This window comes from Acinetobacter sp. UBA6571 (genome assembly GCF_002434085.1).
Classification (GTDB): domain Bacteria; phylum Pseudomonadota; class Gammaproteobacteria; order Pseudomonadales; family Moraxellaceae; genus Acinetobacter; species Acinetobacter radioresistens.
The window spans coordinates 1-17,327 of record NZ_DJJJ01000028.1; the positions used below are offsets into that span (position 1 = coordinate 1).

Genomic DNA, 17,327 nt, shown 5'->3' on the forward strand with positions numbered 1-17,327 from the left:
GAATCGATGGAGTTTGACGTAGTGATCGTTGGTGCAGGACCTGCAGGTCTTTCAGCTGCGATCCGCATCCGTCAACTGGCGATTGAAAACAACCTACCCGATCTTTCCGTTTGTGTCGTCGAAAAAGGTTCCGAAGTTGGTGCGCATATTCTTTCAGGTGCTGTACTTGAACCCCGGGCCATGAATGAACTCTTCCCCGACTGGAAAGAGCTCGGTGCTCCGCTTAATGTCCCCGTGACTGAAGACAGAACCTTTTTCCTGCTCTCTGACACCACCTCCAAAGAAGCACCGCACTGGATGGTACCAAAAACCATGCATAATGATGGCAACTACGTCATCTCGCTGGGCAATATCGTACGCTGGCTGGGTGCCAAGGCAGAGGAGCTGGAAGTCTCGATCTTCCCGGGCTTTGCTGCATCAGAAATCCTCTACCATGAAGATGGTTCGGTCCGCGGAATCCAGACCGGTGACATGGGCATTGGCAAAGATGGGCAGCCAACCCATAACTTTATGCCAGGCTACGAGTTGCTGGCCAAATATACCCTGTTTGCCGAAGGCTGCCGTGGCCATTTGGGCAAGCGCCTGATCCAGAAATTCAACCTGGATAAAGATGCCGATCCGCAGCACTACGGCATCGGTATTAAAGAGCTATGGGAAATTGATCCTGCCAAGCACAAGCCGGGTCTGGTGATGCACGGTGCCGGCTGGCCGTTGTCAGAGACCGGTTCGTCTGGGGGCTGGTGGCTATACCATGCCGAAAATAACCAGGTGACGCTGGGCATGATTGTCGACCTGTCGTACAAGAATCCGCATATGTTCCCGTTTGCTGAAATGCAGCGCTGGAAGACTCATCCCCTGATCAGACAATACCTCGAAGGCGGCAAGCGGATTTCTTATGGCGCGCGTGCAGTCACCAAAGGTGGCCTGAACTCGTTGCCAAAGCTGACCTTCCCGGGCGGCTGCCTCATCGGTGATGATGCGGGTTTCCTGAACTTTGCCAAGATCAAGGGTTCACACACTGCCATGAAGTCCGGCATGCTCTGCGGTGAAGCGGTATTTGAAGCGATTGCCCGCGGTGTAGAAAAAGGTGGTGAAGTGGGCTATGCCCGTGCGGCCGAAGGCGAAGACTTCTTTGAAAAGGAACTGACTGCCTATACCGACAAGTTCAACCATAGCTGGCTGAAAGAAGAGCTGTACAGCTCCCGTAACTTTGGCCCGGCCATGCACAAGTTTGGCCAGTGGATTGGCGGTGCATTTAACTTTATTGACCAGAATGTGTTTAAGGTTCCGTTTACCCTGCATGACCTGCTGCCCGACTTCAAGGCCCTGAAAACTGTAGAGGCAGAAAGCTTCAAGCCCAACTATCCGAAACCGGATGGCAAGCTGACCTTTGACCGTCTGTCTTCTGTCTTTGTATCCAACACGGTACATGAGGAAAACCAGCCGTCTCACCTCAAGCTGGCTGATGCGTCTATTCCGGTTGAGGTCAACCTGCCGAAATATGACGAGCCGGCACAGCGTTACTGTCCGGCCGGGGTTTACGAGATTGTTCAGGAAGAGACTGGACCGCGGTTCCAGATCAATGCAGCGAACTGTGTGCACTGCAAGACCTGTGACATCAAGGACCCTTCACAAAACATCACATGGGTAACACCGGAAGGTGGTGGTGGTCCTAACTACCCAAATATGTAGCAGCTATTTTAGCTCTTCATTTATTATTTTTTAGGTAAATAAGCCCTCTAGAGGGCTTATTTAAATTAAAGGATCTGCAAGGGCTTACTTACAGAGCCCTGTTTAACTAGCTATATCAGATTTTCAATCTTTATACTTTGTAGCTCTTTAATTTATGTTTAATGCTTAATTTAAAATTACCAACTAACTTTTAGATTCTCTACAGTTTTCTCATTCTGAGTTATAAGCTGTGCTCGTGCAGAAAAATAAGATTTAAGTTATCTTTTAAATTAAATAAATTCATATACTTGATTTACTAAAAACTATTTTATTTAAATACGGCGCACAAGGGATGCGAATAGAACAACTTTTTCTGATTTATTATGCTTTAACTCTATATCGCCACGAGTACTATTAAAAGTTATCTATACTGTCATTCTGATTGATATTTACTTATCCTATTTTCTATCATCTATAAAAGAAAAATGGCAGGGTTCAGTTATCTCCCTTCCTCTATTTACTGCTTACCTAAACAATAAGTATTAATTGCAATGTGTAATGGCAACCAAGTTATAAGTTCATAAGATGTAAACAAGCATTCGGCCAGTATTTTATATCGATTTTTACTTTTATTTACTTTCTATAGTCCGGATAAATTTTAAAACTACAGGCAGCATGGTTACTACAATCATTCAATTTATAAAGGTAATAAGAGTCTAATATAACCACTTTTTCTCAAAAATATCGACATTTTCAGCTTGGTTTACAAATTCGGTATCAAGTTGTGCTTTTAATTTCTGTTAGCAGGAGCTCTACTGATCTGCTTGGTCTGATAACAATACCTATTTTGGCATAGTGCTTTCACTATTAATTCTTATGATTAGTAACTGATTATTATACGCTTTTTAGGAAAAACTTTAAATTAATTTAGTGGCCTGATAAAATTTGATCTTTAAAATTAAAAACCCGCTCATTTGAGCGGGCGTTTATTCAATTGCGCTGATTACACAAGATTTGCCTATTTAACAGACATTTCTATAATAAGATAGATAATATTTAATTTATATACCTAAAAATAAATAACAGATTTAAATCTATTTACCTTCTAAATCATTTAAATATATATTTAATATTAAAAAAGCTTATTAGATTTAGCCTGTTAGCTTAGATATAACTCATCTCAAGACTTCAATGGCCTATCATACTTTTCAGAATATGATCTTTATCAATAAAATGATGTTTTAAAGCTGCAAGTATGTGCCCGGCGACTAATAGACCTGCTCCCCAAGATAGATAAATATGTAAAGGCTTTACTACTGCAAGTACCTCCTGATTTGGCTGAATAAGCGTCGGTAAATTGAATAAATACAATACAGGAGCAAGATGTCCAGCGGACCAGCTAAATAAACAGCCTGTAACAGGCAAAGCAATCAAAACAAGATATAAACATAAATGTCCAGCATGAGCTGCTTTTTTCATCATGGGAGACATACTTACTGGAAGCTCAGGTACGGGATGCGTATAGCGCCATAATATACGGATTACTAAAAGGAAAATAAGTATGGTCGCTATATTTTTATGAAGAGTAATAATATCGCCCTTAAAACTTCCATTAATTTCATAAGTTAAAAAATTTCCACTATAAAAACCTATAAGCCAAGCTGTAAGAAAAATAAATGCCATCACCCAATGCAGGATTTGTGCTGTACGGGTATAATAAACTGACGAATTCGTCATAAATATTCCTGAAGTTATTTTAAGCTGTTATAAAAAAATAGACAGAGAAGCATTTTTTCTGTCTATAGCCTGTTTTATTGAATTCTAATTATATTCTTGGCTGGATTAAACGAGAGTAAATAAAACACATCGTTTCGAAATTGAAATGCTTATCCTCTCCATGAAGTTAGAATGACCAATAGTAAGGTATTAATTATTATTCTAAATAATTATCTTTATTTAAATAAAAATTAATTAGTGTAGACAAGAGTACCTACTCCTATAATTAATTATCCAACTCAAAATTACCAGCCATTGAAAGTGTTTCTATAAATCTAGCAACTCATCTGGAAATGCATGAAATAACCCAGCACTTCATAAAATGAATATCTTTAAACCTATACAGTAAATATTTCTAGAAAAAGCTTAGCCCAGTGTTCAGCTGGGTATACGAGAATAATCAAAAGTAATAGATTGTTTATTCAGTTTGAAAACCTATAAAACTCACTGTAATTAGCTAACCAGTAATTTTCCAGCTATGAATAAAAAATAAGCTATGAGTAAAGAAGTAATAAGAAAAGCAGGATCAAATGCAGAGGGCTGATCAGATATTTTTTAACTGAGAGGTCTAAAATGAAAATTTTAAACTTTTTATAAACTCATCTAGATTGATCATTTTATTTTTATAAAGTTTAGTGTTCCTTATCAAAAACAATAAAAATATCAATTCACCTGACTTACACTTTTAATGTGAAAAGATGCATAAGCTTACTTGAACATTAACTCTTTCACTTACAAGCTAATTCTGAACTTTCTATTTAAATTAATACTAGCGTTTTCTCAGGATAAATTTATGAAAATTCTTATGGTTTTGACATCTCATAGTGCTTTAGGTAATACAGGTAAAAAAACTGGTTTCTGGTTAGAAGAATTTGCAGCTCCTTATTATGTCTTTAAAGATGCTGGAGCAGACATCACGCTTGCTTCACCAGCAGGCGGTCAACCTCCTTTGGACCCAAAAAGTGATGAGCCAGATGCACAAACTGAAGCCACTCAGCGTTTTAAAGCAGATCAGGAAGCACAACAGGCTCTGGCAAATACACATATTCTGGCGGAAGTACAACCTGAACAGTTTGATGCAGTCTTTTATCCAGGTGGTCATGGCCCACTCTGGGACCTGAGCAATGATCAGAATTCCTTAAATATTCTGCAGTATTTTGATCAGGCACAAAAACCAATGGCGTTAGTCTGTCATGCTCCAGCTGTGCTTAAAAATTTGACTTCAAATGGTCAAAGCTTTGTAAAAGGTAAAAAAGTGACGGGATTTTCAAATAGTGAAGAAGATGCTGTAGGCTTAACTGAGGTCGTACCCTTCCTTATAGAAGATGAGTTTAAAGCTCAGGGTGCGTTATATGAAAAAGGTCCAGACTGGCAATCTTTTGTGCTGGTTGAGGGGCAACTCATTACTGGACAAAATCCGGGTAGTTCTGAAGAAGCTGCTGTAAAATTACTAGAGTTGTTAAAACTAGAAAAAGCTTAAAACAACTTAGGCTATTTAGATATCAAAATAATTCTAGCTGTTCAAGTATCAGTTAGAATTTATATAATTTAGTATCGAAATCAAAAAAGTTGTCATAGCTATTTTCTTAGATTAGCTTTATTAATAAGCAGGCTAAGCTTGAAAGAAACTGAGCAATTCTATATATAAATAATATTATTATTCAAATTCACTTAAAACTTTTTCTGCAAACCACCGTGGGACTTCCAGTAATTCTGGGTTAACACGAAGTTTTTCCGCATTTTCTACTTCTGCAATAAATGCAGCTTTTTGTCCATTTGAAGAATTATCAAAAATATAGGTGCGGTCTGAAGCTTCTATAGCCTGCATCAGCAGATCCATACTCCGGTAGTAACGCTCACGGATTTTAATTTCAGGCACTGGATGCCCACCTTGGCTTACGCGATATTCAACTCTGGCAATATTAATATCAGGGTCAATTGTTGAGACATAATAAAGATAAGTGCGAAAACCCTGTTTTTGAGCTTCACGCAAGAACTCGATCTTACTGATATGTGACATGACTGTTTCAAAAGTAAAGCTTACTTTGAGTTCGATAAACTTTAAACGTATGAAGTCAATAATACGGGCAGCCAGGTAAGAGTCCACCTCATCTGGCTGGAAGATAATATTTTCATCTGGCTCTAGAATTGGAGAGGTACTAAGTAAGGGCCCGTTTTTACGCTTCTTGGTCTGTAAAAACTCAATAAGCTCTACTGCTTTTAAAGCTTGATGATAGCTCTTGAGATTACATCGACAGGTTTCTTTAAGCTCTTTTTCCAGCTCATCTGCATTTAAATAAGCCCCAATATAATGGGGCAATAAATATTCTTTAATCGTACTTTTACCGGAACCATTTGGACCGGCAAACATTCTGATTCTAGGTTGAGGCATATTTAAATAGCCGTTTCCTGTTTTTTACGACGTTTCATTACCTGACGCTGCTGCGGCTGTATAGACTGATATGCATGTCCAGTATCTTTTAGAAAGACTTTTTCACCATCTGGCAAGTGTTTAACCAGTTTATGCTGCTCTGTATAAACGACTTCAGAAGAAGCACATGCCTGTTCAAATGCATTTCGAAATGCCTGTATTGCAAGTTTAGGAATCATTGCTTCCTCATGCATGGACATATTCATCATTGTAAGTGCTGACATTGATTCACCTCTGCGCCAATCTGTACGCATTTAGTTCATCTTATCACAAAGCTGAATTTTGTCTATTTTTACAGCTCACCATTTTAAATCTTATCTATTTATAGATGAATCAGCTGCCGGTTATCCTCAATAATATTTAACCATGCTCGAGTGGCAGCTGACATACTGACAGTAGAGTCCCAAGCCATGCTTAAAGTCCAGTTTAAAGAGGGCTCTTGTAAAATAGATATATTAAATTTAGCAGGATCAAGCTTATTACAATAAAGCTCAGGTAATAACGCGACACCCATACCTGACTCGACCATCTTCGCAATAAAATCCCACTGGCTACTTTTACAGATTACATGAGGTACGAAACCTGCCTGATGTGCAGCTTCAGTAATCATATTATTTAAACTAAAACTGTCATCGTAAAAAAGGAAATCTTCGGTTTTAAGCTCTGCAAGCCTGACTGTAGTCCTGCCCTTCCATATCGAGTTGCTCACGGAGAGTAAGCATAAGGAAGAATTAACCACCGGGATTGAATTAAATACCGGTTTCAATTCACCTAACAATATACCGACATCAACTGTTTTAGCTAAAATTGCCTGTTCTATACCATTTGCACCTACTTCTAGAAAATTCAGCTCAATTTCTGGATATTTTTGATGAAACAATGCAATAAGTGAGCTGAACAATACAGACCCTAAAGGCGGCAAGCCAAGAGTCAGCTTACCTTTCTGTAAAGATTGGATCTGCTGAATAGTATCAGTTATTTTTTTCTGTTCATCCAGAATAATTAAAGCATGCTGATAAATCTGCTCTCCAAGATACGTTAGTCTGATGTCACGTTTGCGGCCGGCTTTACCCTTCTTGAATAGCTCGCAGCCTAATTCGCTTTCAAGTTGGCCAATCGCTTTACTTACCGCAGGCTGAGTAAGAAAAAGCCGTTCAGCTGCCTGACTAAACCCTTGAGAACGCACAATTTCAACAAAAATTTTTAAAGCTTTAAACTCCATAAATAAATTATTCCAAATAGATATAATCATTTTTATATTATTCATAATTTAATATAAAAATTATATTTAAAATAGCGTAGAGCTTTTATTTTTATTTAAATTATGGACACCATCATGCGGTTACGGCTTTTCTATTCCTTAAAACTACTCATCCAGATTGGACTGTTATTTGTATTTTGGGGTATAGGATACTTACTGCAAAAGGTATTAAATTTACCGATCTCTGCAGCGGTGCTCGGGCTGATAATTACTCTGCTGGCTCTAGCAAGTGGAGTATTTAAACTTGAATGGATTAAAAAAGGTTCGGATTTTATTTTAAATGAACTGGTCCTGTTCTTTATTCCCTGTGTTATTGGTGTGATGAATTATAAGACACTCTTGCTTAATCAGGGGTGGCAGTTAATTGTAAGTGTCCTATTAGGTACTATTTGCGTTATGATAGTTACCGCCTATAGTATTTACCTAGGCTTTAAATTTGAACATTATTTAAAAGCTAAAAGACAGGTGCCAACTGATCATGCTGGAGAAAAAGCATGAGTACTACAGTTCTGGCTTATTTACTATTATTGCTGACCTTAGTCAGTTATTACTTTGCTAAAAGACTGTATCAGCAGTTTCCTTATTTACTATTATCTCCAGCTTTTTTTGTACCAATCGTACTGGTCACTGGAATGGTTTATTTTCATATTCCTTATACAACCTATATGCAGGAGAGTCGCTGGCTGGTATGGATGCTAGGCCCGGCCACTGTTGCTTTTGCCATACCGATTTATGAATACCGTAACATTATACGCGAACATTTATTTTCAATCAGTTTAGGGGTATTTGCGGGAATGTTAGCTGGTATTTTAAGTGCTTTCTATCTGGCAAGATTATTCAAGTTTGATGATGCTACCACTTATAGTTTAATGTCACGTTCTATTTCTACTCCGTTTGCCATAGAACTTACTGAACACGTAGGCGGTTCAGTAGAACTGGTCATTTTATTTACCATGATGACAGGCGTTGCGGGAATGCTGTGTGGTGATCTAGTTTTGATCGCATTAAAACTCAAGTCCCATTTTGCACATGGCGCGGCTTTAGGCAATGCTGCACATGGTTTTGGTACTACCAAGGCTTATATGCGTCACCGTGAAGAAGGTGTAGTAGCCAGTCTGACTATGGTTTTAGCTGGCGTATTTATGGTGCTTGCCGGACCCTTTCTAATTCGGCTTATTTTGCGCTTAACAGGTTAAACCAAAGCTGGCAGATAAAATACAGACAATGCACATGTTAATAAAATTGTGGTTTCACTTATTTCGATAGCTGCTCCTACAGTATCTCCAGTAATACCCCCGATGCGCTGAATAAATTTAAATCTTAAATAAAGCAGAGTGACGATTCCGCTTGCAAGTCCAATTGATCCGGCAAGACTTAAATAACACGAAAGAAAAGTAGTGATAATCAATATACTAAAAGCTATAGTGCGAGGTAAATATTCAGTTATAGCTGAACCCAAACCGGACTTACGTACATATGGAGTCGTCAAGAACAGAAACAATGGCGCTAAACGGCCCAAGAGTGGGATTAAAATAATCAAATCATATTGATGCATTTCAATCAGCAAATATAAAGCAGCTAGCTTTAATAAACTGATTAATATCAGGCTTAACACGCCAATTGGACCACAATTTGGGTCTTTCATAATGTTTAAAGTTCGTTCTGGGTCACCAAAACCGCCAACCCAGGCATCAGCAGTATCTGCGAGTCCATCCAGATGTAAACCACCTGTGAGCCAAATCCATATAACTAGAATAAAAGTAGCTAGCACTAAACTGGGTAAGGCCTGTAAAACCAAAGTCAAGGCAAAAAGCAGGCCACCGATCATCAACCCAACCAGTGGATAAAACAGTAAGGATTCCGCATTCTGCTTTAGACTGGGCATCTGTTTTAATTTAATTGGAAAGACCGTCAAAAACTGTAAAGCAATCATTAAGCGAATCATTTTTCAGATGCTTCCAGTGCATATGATTGGGGATTATGCGGGTTTAAGTACAAAGTATGGAGCTGGCCTAATTCAGCCGGTATTTTTAAAAGATGATCTGGTGACTGATCTAAAGCCAGACATTTCATCAATTTAATTACGCCTCCATGACAAATAACCAGTACCTGTCGCCAGTTATTTTCTAACATTTGCTGATGAATAAGCTGGAAAGCCCGTTGAATACGATATTGAAATTCATGTAATGGCTCAGCTTCAGGCGGTGTATAAAATGAAGGTTTCTCCCAGAAACTGGCTAAGAGTTCAGGTTCACGTTGATAAATCTCTTCAGTACTGCATCCCTCCCATTGTCCAAAATTCATTTCTTTAAGGTCAGAATTGAGAATTAAGGGTAATTTCAGCTGTTGTGAGAGCTGTCTGGCAAAGTGTGAACAACGTATAAGTGTAGAGCTATAAATAGCCTGCCACTGAACCGGTTGTTGTAATTTTTCTAGAACTGCAAACTGCATCTGCTGCCAACCTTCAGGTGTAAGTGCATCGTCAGTATAGCCACGTAAAGTATGTCCCAACTCAGTCTGACCATGGCGCAAAAGGTCTAGCTGTAACATCTAAACTTTTTCACCAATTACTGCTGCTTCGGCAAAAGTCGCCATTTGATTATGTAAAGCGCAAGCTAATTTAATTATACCTAAGGCAGCACCAGCGCCGCTGGCTTCCCCCAACCGCAAGTTCAATTTTAAAAGTGGCTGGGCTTGAAGTTCAGCAAGTATACGCTGGTGGCCATACTCAGCGGACTGATGTCCAAATAGCATCCAATGCCACACTGCTGAATTCAAACGTACAGCACATAATGCAGATACTGAGCTGATAAAACCATCAACTATTATAGGTAAGCCAAGTTGTGCACAGCGTATATAAGCTCCTGTCATCGCTGCGAGCTCTAAACCACCTACAGCACTAAGAATTTTAAAAGCATCTGATCCTGCATAACTTTTATGTAGCTCAATAGCCTGATCAATAACCTGCTTTTTATGAGATAACTGCTCTTGCCGAATACCCGTCCCTACACCTGTTAATTTCTCTGCAGGTTCATTCAATAATAGACATGCTACAGCTGAAGCAGAACAAGTATTTCCAATCCCCATTTCCCCGGCAACAAAGAGTGAAGCTTGCTCTGCCACAGCCTCCTCTACACTTTTTGCACCAAGTTCCATTGCCTGTTTACACTGCTCTTCGGTCATGGCAGTTTGTGTGGCAAAGTTAGCAGTTCCTGGCGCAATACAGTGACGTTCAACGCCAGGATAATGATAAGGTTCCCCAACTGAACCGCAGTCAATTACTTTCAACTTGGCATTGTATTCTTTGGCAATAACGCTGATACACGCCCCACCTGTCATAAAATTTTGCAGCATTTGGCGGGTAACAGCTTGAGGATAAGCAGAAATATTCTCTTCCATCACTCCATGATCACCAGCAAAAATTGTAATCCATGGGTAGTTAATCTCTGGACGTTCATTACCCTGCAGGGCAGCTAAACGGACAGCAACCTGCTCCAGTTCTCCAAGAGAACCGGACGGTTTAGTCAGTTGCGACTGTCGTAGTTCAGCCAGTATTTTTATTTCTGTATCTGGCTGCTTACAAGGTTCTAACCACCAGTTCATTATTTTTCCTCTTTGAGTATTATGGGGAATCCAGCTACACAAAACACTACTTTTTGTGCGATTTGTCCAATCTGCTGGTGCAAACGTCCAGATTCATCTATAAATTTACGGCTGATGTTCCCCATCGGCACCACACCAAGACCTGTTTCATTACTCACCAAAATAATCTCGGACTTCAGATTTGGTAAAATAGTTAACAGCTTTTGACACTGACTCATCTGCAGTTCTGAAGCATCCTGTAACAACAGATTACTCATCCACAGGGTCAGGCAGTCAATCAGAATAAGTTGATTTTGAGCATCAATTTCTTGTAATTTTTCTGAAAGATATAAAGGCTCTTCAATTACTTGCCATTCTCGTGGCCGTGATTCCTGATGGTGCAAGATTCTCTCTTGCATTTCTTCATCAAGTGGCTGTGCAGTAGCAATATAAATAACATTTAGCCCGCTCTCTAGAGCTATTTTTTCTGCCAGCCTGCTTTTACCTGAACGGGCGCCTCCTAAAATGAGCTGTAACATATATGACCTAACTTAAAAGTAGTATGAGGATATAAAGGGCCTTGCAGAACTTTTGCCTGATAAGTTCCAAATATTAATTTAGATATATTTAAATTAAACCGATCTACTTTAAACTTCCTAATTCGATCCCATACTTGTTTTGCCGGAAAGGCATCACGATATAAACCTAATGTAATATGTGGATAATATTCTAAAGAAGCAATTTCTGGACAATTTAAATTTAAAGTTTGTCTTAACTGGCTAAGCCATTTTCCAGAATCTTCTATATCAATAAATAAAGCTGTTTCAAAACTATTTAATAGACCTGTTTTTAAACTGAATACAGGAGGTGAAAGTCTTTGTAGCTGTTGTAATTGTTGTCGAAATTGCACTGCACTAAAATCATCATCATAAAGTGCTACTGAATCATTCATTTTAAAGCCGCATATAAACAGTGTAATATGAAACTGGCGTTGGTTAGGCTCAAGCAGCAAATCCCGAAAAGATTCACGAATATTTTTTAAATTGGCTACTACTTCTGGATCAGTAATCTCGATATACCAGAGTCCGTATTCCTGGCGGCCATGATGCCATTCGGGATAGTTCCGTGTAATGGTAGGAACCGTATATAAATCAGGCTTCAAAAACACGTTAGTTACACATCTATTACAACCCTGCTATTAAAGCATTTAATCATCAATTTTGCTTGGGTGAAATTTATGAAATAAGCTTTTCTCACTCACTATTTCAACAGCTTTTAAATATAAAATAAAAAAGTCACTATAATGTTCAAGTTAGCTCAGGCTGTGCATGTGAATCTTAATTCAAAAAGATTCCTCCATTCTGTCTGCTATTATTTGATCAACTCATGTCTATAAAAAGGAATAAGATGACAACACCGTATATTATTATTGGCTGTCCCACGACTAGTGGCGGTCGGGTAATTTCTTGGAACAGTATATTCCTGATTGATGGCTTTGCTATCGCATGTGCTGGTGATAAAGCAACTTACCCCAAACATAAAACAGTTACTACGATTATATTTGGTGATCCACACATGCAAATCTTTGGTAAAGCTGCCGCACGAGTCAATGATTCTTTATTATGTGATTGAAATTATTAACTACACAAGATTTAGTTGTTCAGGAAAATGGCAGTGGATCCGTATCTTCTGCTGCTAAGTCAGCAACAGCTACAAGGTCACAGCAGCAATCAAGCCCAGATAGCTTTGTTAACGATGAATCTGAGAACTACTGCATTGAAGATTCAAAGACTGAAATTGTTGAGTTCAAGAATTTGTTACCTCCATACAATCAAGACAAGTCAAATCTATTCGGCGTTGTTGTGCAAGCACTTTCTGATGCTTGTTCTTTTGAGGTATCGCATAAAATTGAAAAAAGGCAACTCTAAACGAAAAACAGTTAGCCGAAAAGCCAAACAATCTTGCAAGACTTACATTTAGATGTCAGCTACTTACTTTGCAAAATAAAAGCAGCGACGTGATTAGTAAGTGTTACGACACAGCGGCTGAAGCTACAAAAGTTGAATTAGATAAGCCTGAGAACAAGAGGGATCCGTACTATAGACGAGCTGAATTTTCATACTTTCTCGTAAAATATAAAAGTGGGTATCCAGAATGCAAAGAGAAAATGCAAAAACTGATTGCTGATACTCAAGACCAAGAATTAAAGTCACAGTTGCAAATTGTACATGACAACGAAGTTGTTCAGTAAAAAAGAGCTCTGATTTCTCAAGGCTTTTTAATTTTTAGTTGATGAGAGCAAGTTCAGCTTCATGAGAGTACATACCTACTGAAATCGGCTTTTAACTCTCAAGCTGTTTGAGATTCACCTTTTTTACTTTAACCATAATAAAATCTATGAATCCGGCGGGCTATAATTCAACATTAAAACTTCATCCTCAATGGCATCGATCAAGGGTCTCCCTGTTATTTTAATCAAGATACTGTGTTCGTTCAAATGAAAGTCAAAACGCCAGTATTTGGTAGATTTAAAGTGAAAAATTTTCAAATTTGATTTCTAAAATATTCAGAATCCGCTCAGTTTTTCTTGGTATTCAAGATATTTTTCAGTTACCTTAGGTAAAGACTTTGCACTTGATACCCTTTTTAATGGCTTCTTTTTAGTTAGAATTTTTTACTGGTCTATATTCATAACTCTCACCTATTAAAAAAACCCTTCGGAGGAAGTGATCTTCTAAATATAGTTTTTCTGATAGTTTCGAATTTTCTTTAAACTTGTCTACTTATTATCGGTGCAATAAAATTCAGTTAAACTTATGATTTTATTAATATGGAAGAGTTAGTAATATTTATTATTGTATTAGGTTTATCCTTCTACTTTAGAAACCATCCTTCCGATGGTATTGGTCACTATATTTTATATATTCTGATCGCAACTATACTCACAATTATTTATCGTGCTTTAAGATATGCAAGTTAACTTGTTAGATTTTTTAATATTTTATTTATTAAAGAAGCCGCCTTATAGTAGTCCTTCGTTAAAAAACCAATCACTCGAAATATTTTTCAACTCGCACTCTTACTGCTGGATCCACATCAGCGTCCAGATAAAAACACTGCCTATATTTTTCAATAAGGTAATGAATAACTTTTTGCTTATCCGGTACTCTATGTTTTAACATTATTTGTGCAGCAATAGTAATCAGATTATTCGACTGCCTCATTAGCGTTAATAATATTTCACCTTTAAAGCCCATTATATCCCGGGTAAAGGATTGTTTTCCTGTATGAACAAAAGAGTTAAGCTGCTTAAGATGATACTTTTTAAAATTACTAATCTGATAATTAGATGCAATAAATAATAACCAATAAGCTCTCACTACCGCTTCATACTGCGCCCTTAAAAGCGCCCTCGCCTAGATAGGCTACCCCATCGACAAAAGGCGATTCACACCGACTCCATGCTCGAAAGAGATATAAATACACTGCTCAACAAGTTCTAAGCGCGGCCCACAATTCAATACATCGCTTTTTATAATTTCATGTTGCAGCTCAGCGATCATTTCTAGAGAAGTTCAAAAAGTTCTTCAGATTTCATTTATCAATAGATAGTTTTTTAAAGATTAGTAATAATAATGATATAGCAGAAAAAAATTATCAGTGCACTATATTTACTCATTTCCCCCCCCTAAAGGAGGCTTTTAGCTATTCTTACAATTACAGGCCGTGTTATATTTTCTAAAAAATAGAGTTTAAAATGCCTAGTTTAATTTCAATTATTTTTATAATTATTGCATATATTATTTATCGTTATTGCCTCAATAATCCAACCAATGGAATTGTTGAGTACTGTGCATATCTTTTTCTAATTATACTTTTCGCAATTAGTACACGTTCGACTGATTTTCTTTTTAAGGTATTACACTCCCATTGATTCAAAAAGTACTAAGCACTCTCACATTTTATAAAAAAACCGCACTAACTTTAGTCAATGCGGATTTTGATTCTTACCAACTTAAATAGCGCTATTCAACTTTTTTCCAGAAAGTGACATATAGCTTGAACTCAGATTTTATTAATAATGCACTAATGAAAAATGCAGCCCCAACAATTAGAAACATTACATCAATATTCAATAACCCCACCAATTCAAGGATAATTCCAAAAATGCACAGTGCATAAAAAATAACTACGCCTAATTTTTCTTTCATTTGCTTCACCAGGAGAAAATTTGCTTTCTGCAAATTTGAAGTAGCATATTTACATCAAAAACCCTACAAATGGAATAGACCAATAAGTCTATCCGATATGTAAAGCGACTGTCCCTTATAGCCCTAAAAAGCTTATCGGACTTATAGAAGTAGAAGCTGCGGCTGGTCTGGAGGCCAAAGAAGCTGTTATGGCCAAAAATGAACTGATTGCTCATATAAACGTATGTATCTTAAAAATCAGGATGATGCAGCACGTAAGCAGCTATTTGAGGATAGCAAGGGGATTGAACTAATATCAACTCCGCCCCCTGGCTGTCTTTGGCTGCAAGATGGATCACATCTTTACCAATGTGGGTCTGTTTGAAATTGAAGCATTGCTGACTAATACAAAATTTAAGGAGACCATATGGAGAAATCAAGTCTAAAATAAAGGAGGCCTCATGATGCGAACTGAATCTAAAAATAGTTGGCTTCAAGCCATCTTTAATGAGATGCAAGAATTTAAAAAAGAAATCAAGCATCAAAGTGAAAGACGTATTGGTCGTGCAGAGTTCTCCAAATTATTAAATCTAGGGTCCGAAATACTAAATACACGAATTAGAGCAAGAAGATATAAAAAACCTTATAAAGATGGAAGGAAAAGGTTCTGGTTCTACTCTTATGTTCAGTTTGTGATTCTTGATGTAGAATCAAATCATAAAGTCGCTTAATGCGGCTTTTATCTTTTTTATATGATCTGCATAAGTGAGTAACAATGTGAGTTAGACTTCAATATATCTTCAAATTAATAAGCTGAAATAAAGTGATTATTCATCAATAATATCAGCAAATTTAGCACCCAAAACCTGCGCTAGGTCATTAGGTTTAATCCCTATATCCAGCCCTCTTTTCCCACCACTTACATACATACATTCAAGTTCTGTAGCACTAATAGAGATAACTGTTTTTAATCTTTTTTTCTGACCAACGGGACTAATCCCACCTACTAAATAACCAGTTAGGCGTTCGGCATCTTTAGGGTCTGCCATATGTAGTTTTTTAGCTCCTACTACTGTAGCTATTTTCTTTAAGCTTAATTGATGGGCTACTGGTAAAACTGCGACATAATAATTTTTATCATCGGTGACTAATAATGTTTTAAATACTTCTTTAACTTTCAAGCCCAGTTTTTGTGCTGCTTCTAATCCAAAATTTTTAGTATGAGGATCATGCTCATATTCATGAATACTAAAATCAATTTTATTTACTTTTAATAGTCTACATGCAGGCGTCATTTTTTATTACCTTTAAATCAGTATATTTTATATTTTTATATTTAAAAATCCAGATTAGCTTAGGCTATTTTTAATATCTAATAATATATGAAAAATGTAGTAAAAAGTATAGGGTGCTTGACTGCCCTTATACTGCATCTTAATATGTTTTTCTATAAGTTTTTCTATAGTCGGTTATACATTTTGATTTTGATCAATTCTTCAAATGCACAATCTTTTAATAAAAAAAAATTTCTTATAAAAAACTTAATTATAATTACGAGCATTGTAATTATTAGTGGCTGTTCCTCCTTGGGAGGAGGCTCAGTTGCTAAACGTTCAGCCAAGTTAGCTATGGGCATACAAAAAGCTTATACGGTTGAAGCTGAAACAGCCAATCGGTTATCGCCTATTATTGTAGAAAGTGCAGATAAGTATGCAATCGATCCTTTACTTTTAGCAGCTATGATCCGTCAAGAGTCAAGCTATCGTAATTATACAATCTCACCAGCTGGTGCAATTGGTTTGACACAGGTTATTCCAAGATACTGGCAACAAAGTTGCCCTGGTGATCTTTTTGAAGAATATAATAATATCAATTGCGGTAGCTATGTTCTAGCAAACTACAATCAGGCAGCGGGAAGCTGGAAAAAGGCACTTGCTTATTATAACGTAGGCCCAACAGGTTATAACTCCAGTTGGAAAATGCGCCGTCAAGGAAAAAAGTATGCGAAACAAGTAAAGCAACATCAGAAAAATCTGAAGCAGGCTTTATAAGAGAAGCTTAATCTATATTTAAGTAATCACTTAAACAGTTTTGATAATAATTATATATTTGAAAAGTATAGATGCTTTTTAGGGGATTAAGAAAATTGATAAAGCGAATATTAGCTGCATACTCTTATTTATATAAATTATGTTATTCTGAATAATCGTGTTATTGCTTATCTATAGAAAAAATATCAACTTCGATAATACAAAAATTTAAATTCTTTTTAAGCCTTATTAAGGCTCTTGCATTTCATCATATATACAAATCAACATCTAGCAGCATCGCGATGGCTAACTTCCCCTCTATTCCAGAATCAAAGCATAAAAAAAGCCCCCTCATGTGAGGGGGCTTTTTAGAATAATGAGCTGGC

The 17,327-nt window shown here is 37.3% G+C and carries 19 protein-coding genes and 1 pseudogene; 8 read left to right on the plus strand and 12 right to left on the minus strand.

Annotation, left to right across the window (positions count from 1 at the left end; all coding sequences use genetic code 11):
• A partial coding sequence (locus tag B3X18_RS04310) for an electron transfer flavoprotein-ubiquinone oxidoreductase (RefSeq protein ID WP_286935151.1) occupies nucleotides 1-1,692 on the plus strand: 1,692 nt, incomplete at its 5' end.
• A 1,167-nt stretch (nucleotides 1,693-2,859) separates the two neighbouring features.
• On the opposite strand, the gene B3X18_RS04315 is transcribed toward B3X18_RS04310, so the two are convergent.
• On the minus strand, nucleotides 2,860-3,408 hold the full coding sequence (locus tag B3X18_RS04315; protein WP_005026010.1) for a cytochrome b: 549 nt from the start codon (nucleotides 3,406-3,408) through the stop codon (nucleotides 2,860-2,862).
• A gap of 832 nt (nucleotides 3,409-4,240) precedes the next feature.
• Here B3X18_RS04315 and B3X18_RS04320 point away from each other — a divergent pair.
• Nucleotides 4,241-4,927 (plus strand): type 1 glutamine amidotransferase domain-containing protein, encoded by a 687-nt coding sequence (locus B3X18_RS04320; RefSeq protein WP_005026012.1) that lies wholly within the window; start codon nucleotides 4,241-4,243, stop codon nucleotides 4,925-4,927.
• A gap of 177 nt (nucleotides 4,928-5,104) precedes the next feature.
• Here the strand turns inward: B3X18_RS04320 and B3X18_RS04325 are convergent, their stop codons facing one another.
• The 3 genes from B3X18_RS04325 to B3X18_RS04335 all read right to left on the minus strand — a co-directional run bounded on the left by B3X18_RS04325 (nucleotide 5,105) and on the right by B3X18_RS04335 (nucleotide 7,100).
• Complete coding sequence (locus tag B3X18_RS04325) at nucleotides 5,105-5,839, minus strand: zeta toxin family protein (protein WP_005026014.1); 735 nt, start codon at nucleotides 5,837-5,839, stop codon at nucleotides 5,105-5,107.
• Nucleotides 5,840-5,841: 2 nt separating this feature from the next.
• Nucleotides 5,842-6,102 carry a hypothetical protein gene (locus B3X18_RS04330; protein WP_005026016.1) on the minus strand — a complete coding sequence of 87 codons (261 nt, stop codon included), beginning with the start codon at nucleotides 6,100-6,102 and terminating at the stop codon, nucleotides 5,842-5,844.
• A gap of 98 nt (nucleotides 6,103-6,200) precedes the next feature.
• Complete coding sequence (locus tag B3X18_RS04335; RefSeq protein ID WP_017401246.1) at nucleotides 6,201-7,100, minus strand: LysR family transcriptional regulator; 900 nt, start codon at nucleotides 7,098-7,100, stop codon at nucleotides 6,201-6,203.
• Nucleotides 7,101-7,214: 114 nt separating this feature from the next.
• Between B3X18_RS04335 and B3X18_RS04340 the strand changes: the two genes are divergently transcribed.
• Both B3X18_RS04340 and B3X18_RS04345 read left to right on the plus strand, forming a co-directional pair.
• Complete coding sequence (locus tag B3X18_RS04340; RefSeq protein WP_005026021.1) at nucleotides 7,215-7,637, plus strand: CidA/LrgA family protein; 423 nt, start codon at nucleotides 7,215-7,217, stop codon at nucleotides 7,635-7,637.
• A complete protein-coding gene (locus tag B3X18_RS04345; RefSeq protein WP_005026024.1) occupies nucleotides 7,634-8,335 on the plus strand; it encodes an LrgB family protein in 702 nt (233 codons plus the stop codon). The genes B3X18_RS04340 and B3X18_RS04345 overlap by 4 nt, the downstream gene beginning before the upstream one ends.
• Here the strand turns inward: B3X18_RS04345 and B3X18_RS04350 are convergent.
• From B3X18_RS04350 to B3X18_RS04370, 5 genes are read right to left on the minus strand one after another with little or no spacing between them, the layout of a single operon-like run.
• A complete protein-coding gene (locus B3X18_RS04350) occupies nucleotides 8,332-9,084 on the minus strand; it encodes an adenosylcobinamide-GDP ribazoletransferase (RefSeq protein ID WP_005026027.1) in 753 nt (250 codons plus the stop codon). The two genes, B3X18_RS04345 and B3X18_RS04350, sit on opposite strands and share 4 nt — an antisense overlap.
• A complete protein-coding gene (locus B3X18_RS04355; RefSeq protein ID WP_034671335.1) occupies nucleotides 9,081-9,689 on the minus strand; it encodes a histidine phosphatase family protein in 609 nt (202 codons plus the stop codon). Before B3X18_RS04355 ends, B3X18_RS04350 begins: the two co-directional genes overlap by 4 nt.
• On the minus strand, nucleotides 9,690-10,742 hold the full coding sequence (gene cobT / locus B3X18_RS04360; RefSeq protein WP_005026032.1) for a nicotinate-nucleotide--dimethylbenzimidazole phosphoribosyltransferase: 1,053 nt from the start codon (nucleotides 10,740-10,742) through the stop codon (nucleotides 9,690-9,692).
• Complete coding sequence (gene cobU / locus B3X18_RS04365) at nucleotides 10,742-11,260, minus strand: bifunctional adenosylcobinamide kinase/adenosylcobinamide-phosphate guanylyltransferase (protein ID WP_005026034.1); 519 nt, start codon at nucleotides 11,258-11,260, stop codon at nucleotides 10,742-10,744. Before cobU ends, cobT begins: the two co-directional genes overlap by 1 nt.
• Nucleotides 11,242-11,889 carry a 2'-5' RNA ligase family protein gene (locus B3X18_RS04370; protein ID WP_005026036.1) on the minus strand — a complete coding sequence of 216 codons (648 nt, stop codon included), beginning with the start codon at nucleotides 11,887-11,889 and terminating at the stop codon, nucleotides 11,242-11,244. Before B3X18_RS04370 ends, cobU begins: the two co-directional genes overlap by 19 nt.
• Before the next feature lie 239 nt (nucleotides 11,890-12,128).
• On the opposite strand from B3X18_RS04370, the gene B3X18_RS15250 reads away from it, so the two are divergent.
• Both B3X18_RS15250 and B3X18_RS15255 read left to right on the plus strand, forming a co-directional pair.
• On the plus strand, nucleotides 12,129-12,353 hold the full coding sequence (locus B3X18_RS15250) for a PAAR domain-containing protein (protein WP_005026038.1): 225 nt from the start codon (nucleotides 12,129-12,131) through the stop codon (nucleotides 12,351-12,353).
• A complete protein-coding gene (locus B3X18_RS15255) occupies nucleotides 12,350-12,649 on the plus strand; it encodes a hypothetical protein (protein ID WP_010700372.1) in 300 nt (99 codons plus the stop codon). The genes B3X18_RS15250 and B3X18_RS15255 overlap by 4 nt, the downstream gene beginning before the upstream one ends.
• 1,122 nt (nucleotides 12,650-13,771) lie before the next feature.
• Here the strand turns inward: B3X18_RS15255 and B3X18_RS04385 are convergent.
• Both B3X18_RS04385 and B3X18_RS04390 read right to left on the minus strand, forming a co-directional pair.
• A pseudogene (locus B3X18_RS04385) lies at nucleotides 13,772-14,125 on the minus strand (DUF6988 family protein); the annotation flags it as partial.
• A gap of 621 nt (nucleotides 14,126-14,746) precedes the next feature.
• A complete protein-coding gene (locus B3X18_RS04390; RefSeq protein WP_005026043.1) occupies nucleotides 14,747-14,932 on the minus strand; it encodes a hypothetical protein in 186 nt (61 codons plus the stop codon).
• Nucleotides 14,933-15,372: 440 nt separating this feature from the next.
• Here B3X18_RS04390 and B3X18_RS04395 point away from each other — a divergent pair, with 440 nt between their 5' ends.
• Nucleotides 15,373-15,642, plus strand: a complete 270-nt coding sequence (locus B3X18_RS04395; protein ID WP_005026044.1) for a hypothetical protein — start codon at nucleotides 15,373-15,375, stop codon at nucleotides 15,640-15,642.
• Nucleotides 15,643-15,738: 96 nt separating this feature from the next.
• On the opposite strand, the gene ybaK is transcribed toward B3X18_RS04395, so the two are convergent.
• Complete coding sequence (gene ybaK / locus B3X18_RS04400; RefSeq protein ID WP_005026046.1) at nucleotides 15,739-16,206, minus strand: Cys-tRNA(Pro) deacylase; 468 nt, start codon at nucleotides 16,204-16,206, stop codon at nucleotides 15,739-15,741.
• Between the two features lie 144 nt (nucleotides 16,207-16,350).
• On the opposite strand from ybaK, the gene B3X18_RS04405 reads away from it, so the two are divergent.
• Nucleotides 16,351-16,962 carry a lytic transglycosylase domain-containing protein gene (locus B3X18_RS04405; RefSeq protein WP_372410799.1) on the plus strand — a complete coding sequence of 204 codons (612 nt, stop codon included), beginning with the start codon at nucleotides 16,351-16,353 and terminating at the stop codon, nucleotides 16,960-16,962.
• The last annotated feature ends 365 nt before the right edge of the window (nucleotides 16,963-17,327 follow it).

Bases quoted from the DNA above. Each gene is read 5' to 3' on its own strand.
- B3X18_RS04315 (WP_005026010.1), bottom strand. From the start codon at position 3,408: ATGACGAATTCGTCAGTTTATTATACCCGTACAGCACAAATCCTGCAT.
- B3X18_RS04320 (WP_005026012.1), top strand. From the start codon at position 4,241: ATGAAAATTCTTATGGTTTTGACATCTCATAGTGCTTTAGGTAATACA.
- B3X18_RS04325 (WP_005026014.1), bottom strand. From the start codon at position 5,839: ATGCCTCAACCTAGAATCAGAATGTTTGCCGGTCCAAATGGTTCCGGT.
- B3X18_RS04330 (WP_005026016.1), bottom strand. From the start codon at position 6,102: ATGTCAGCACTTACAATGATGAATATGTCCATGCATGAGGAAGCAATG.
- B3X18_RS04335 (WP_017401246.1), bottom strand. From the start codon at position 7,100: ATGGAGTTTAAAGCTTTAAAAATTTTTGTTGAAATTGTGCGTTCTCAA.
- B3X18_RS04340 (WP_005026021.1), top strand. From the start codon at position 7,215: ATGCGGTTACGGCTTTTCTATTCCTTAAAACTACTCATCCAGATTGGA.
- B3X18_RS04345 (WP_005026024.1), top strand. From the start codon at position 7,634: ATGAGTACTACAGTTCTGGCTTATTTACTATTATTGCTGACCTTAGTC.
- B3X18_RS04350 (WP_005026027.1), bottom strand. From the start codon at position 9,084: ATGATTCGCTTAATGATTGCTTTACAGTTTTTGACGGTCTTTCCAATT.
- B3X18_RS04355 (WP_034671335.1), bottom strand. From the start codon at position 9,689: ATGTTACAGCTAGACCTTTTGCGCCATGGTCAGACTGAGTTGGGACAT.
- cobT (WP_005026032.1), bottom strand. From the start codon at position 10,742: ATGAACTGGTGGTTAGAACCTTGTAAGCAGCCAGATACAGAAATAAAA.
- cobU (WP_005026034.1), bottom strand. From the start codon at position 11,260: ATGTTACAGCTCATTTTAGGAGGCGCCCGTTCAGGTAAAAGCAGGCTG.
- B3X18_RS15250 (WP_005026038.1), top strand. From the start codon at position 12,129: ATGACAACACCGTATATTATTATTGGCTGTCCCACGACTAGTGGCGGT.
- B3X18_RS04390 (WP_005026043.1), bottom strand. From the start codon at position 14,932: ATGAAAGAAAAATTAGGCGTAGTTATTTTTTATGCACTGTGCATTTTT.
- B3X18_RS04395 (WP_005026044.1), top strand. From the start codon at position 15,373: ATGATGCGAACTGAATCTAAAAATAGTTGGCTTCAAGCCATCTTTAAT.
- ybaK (WP_005026046.1), bottom strand. From the start codon at position 16,206: ATGACGCCTGCATGTAGACTATTAAAAGTAAATAAAATTGATTTTAGT.
- B3X18_RS04405 (WP_372410799.1), top strand. From the start codon at position 16,351: ATGTTTTTCTATAAGTTTTTCTATAGTCGGTTATACATTTTGATTTTG.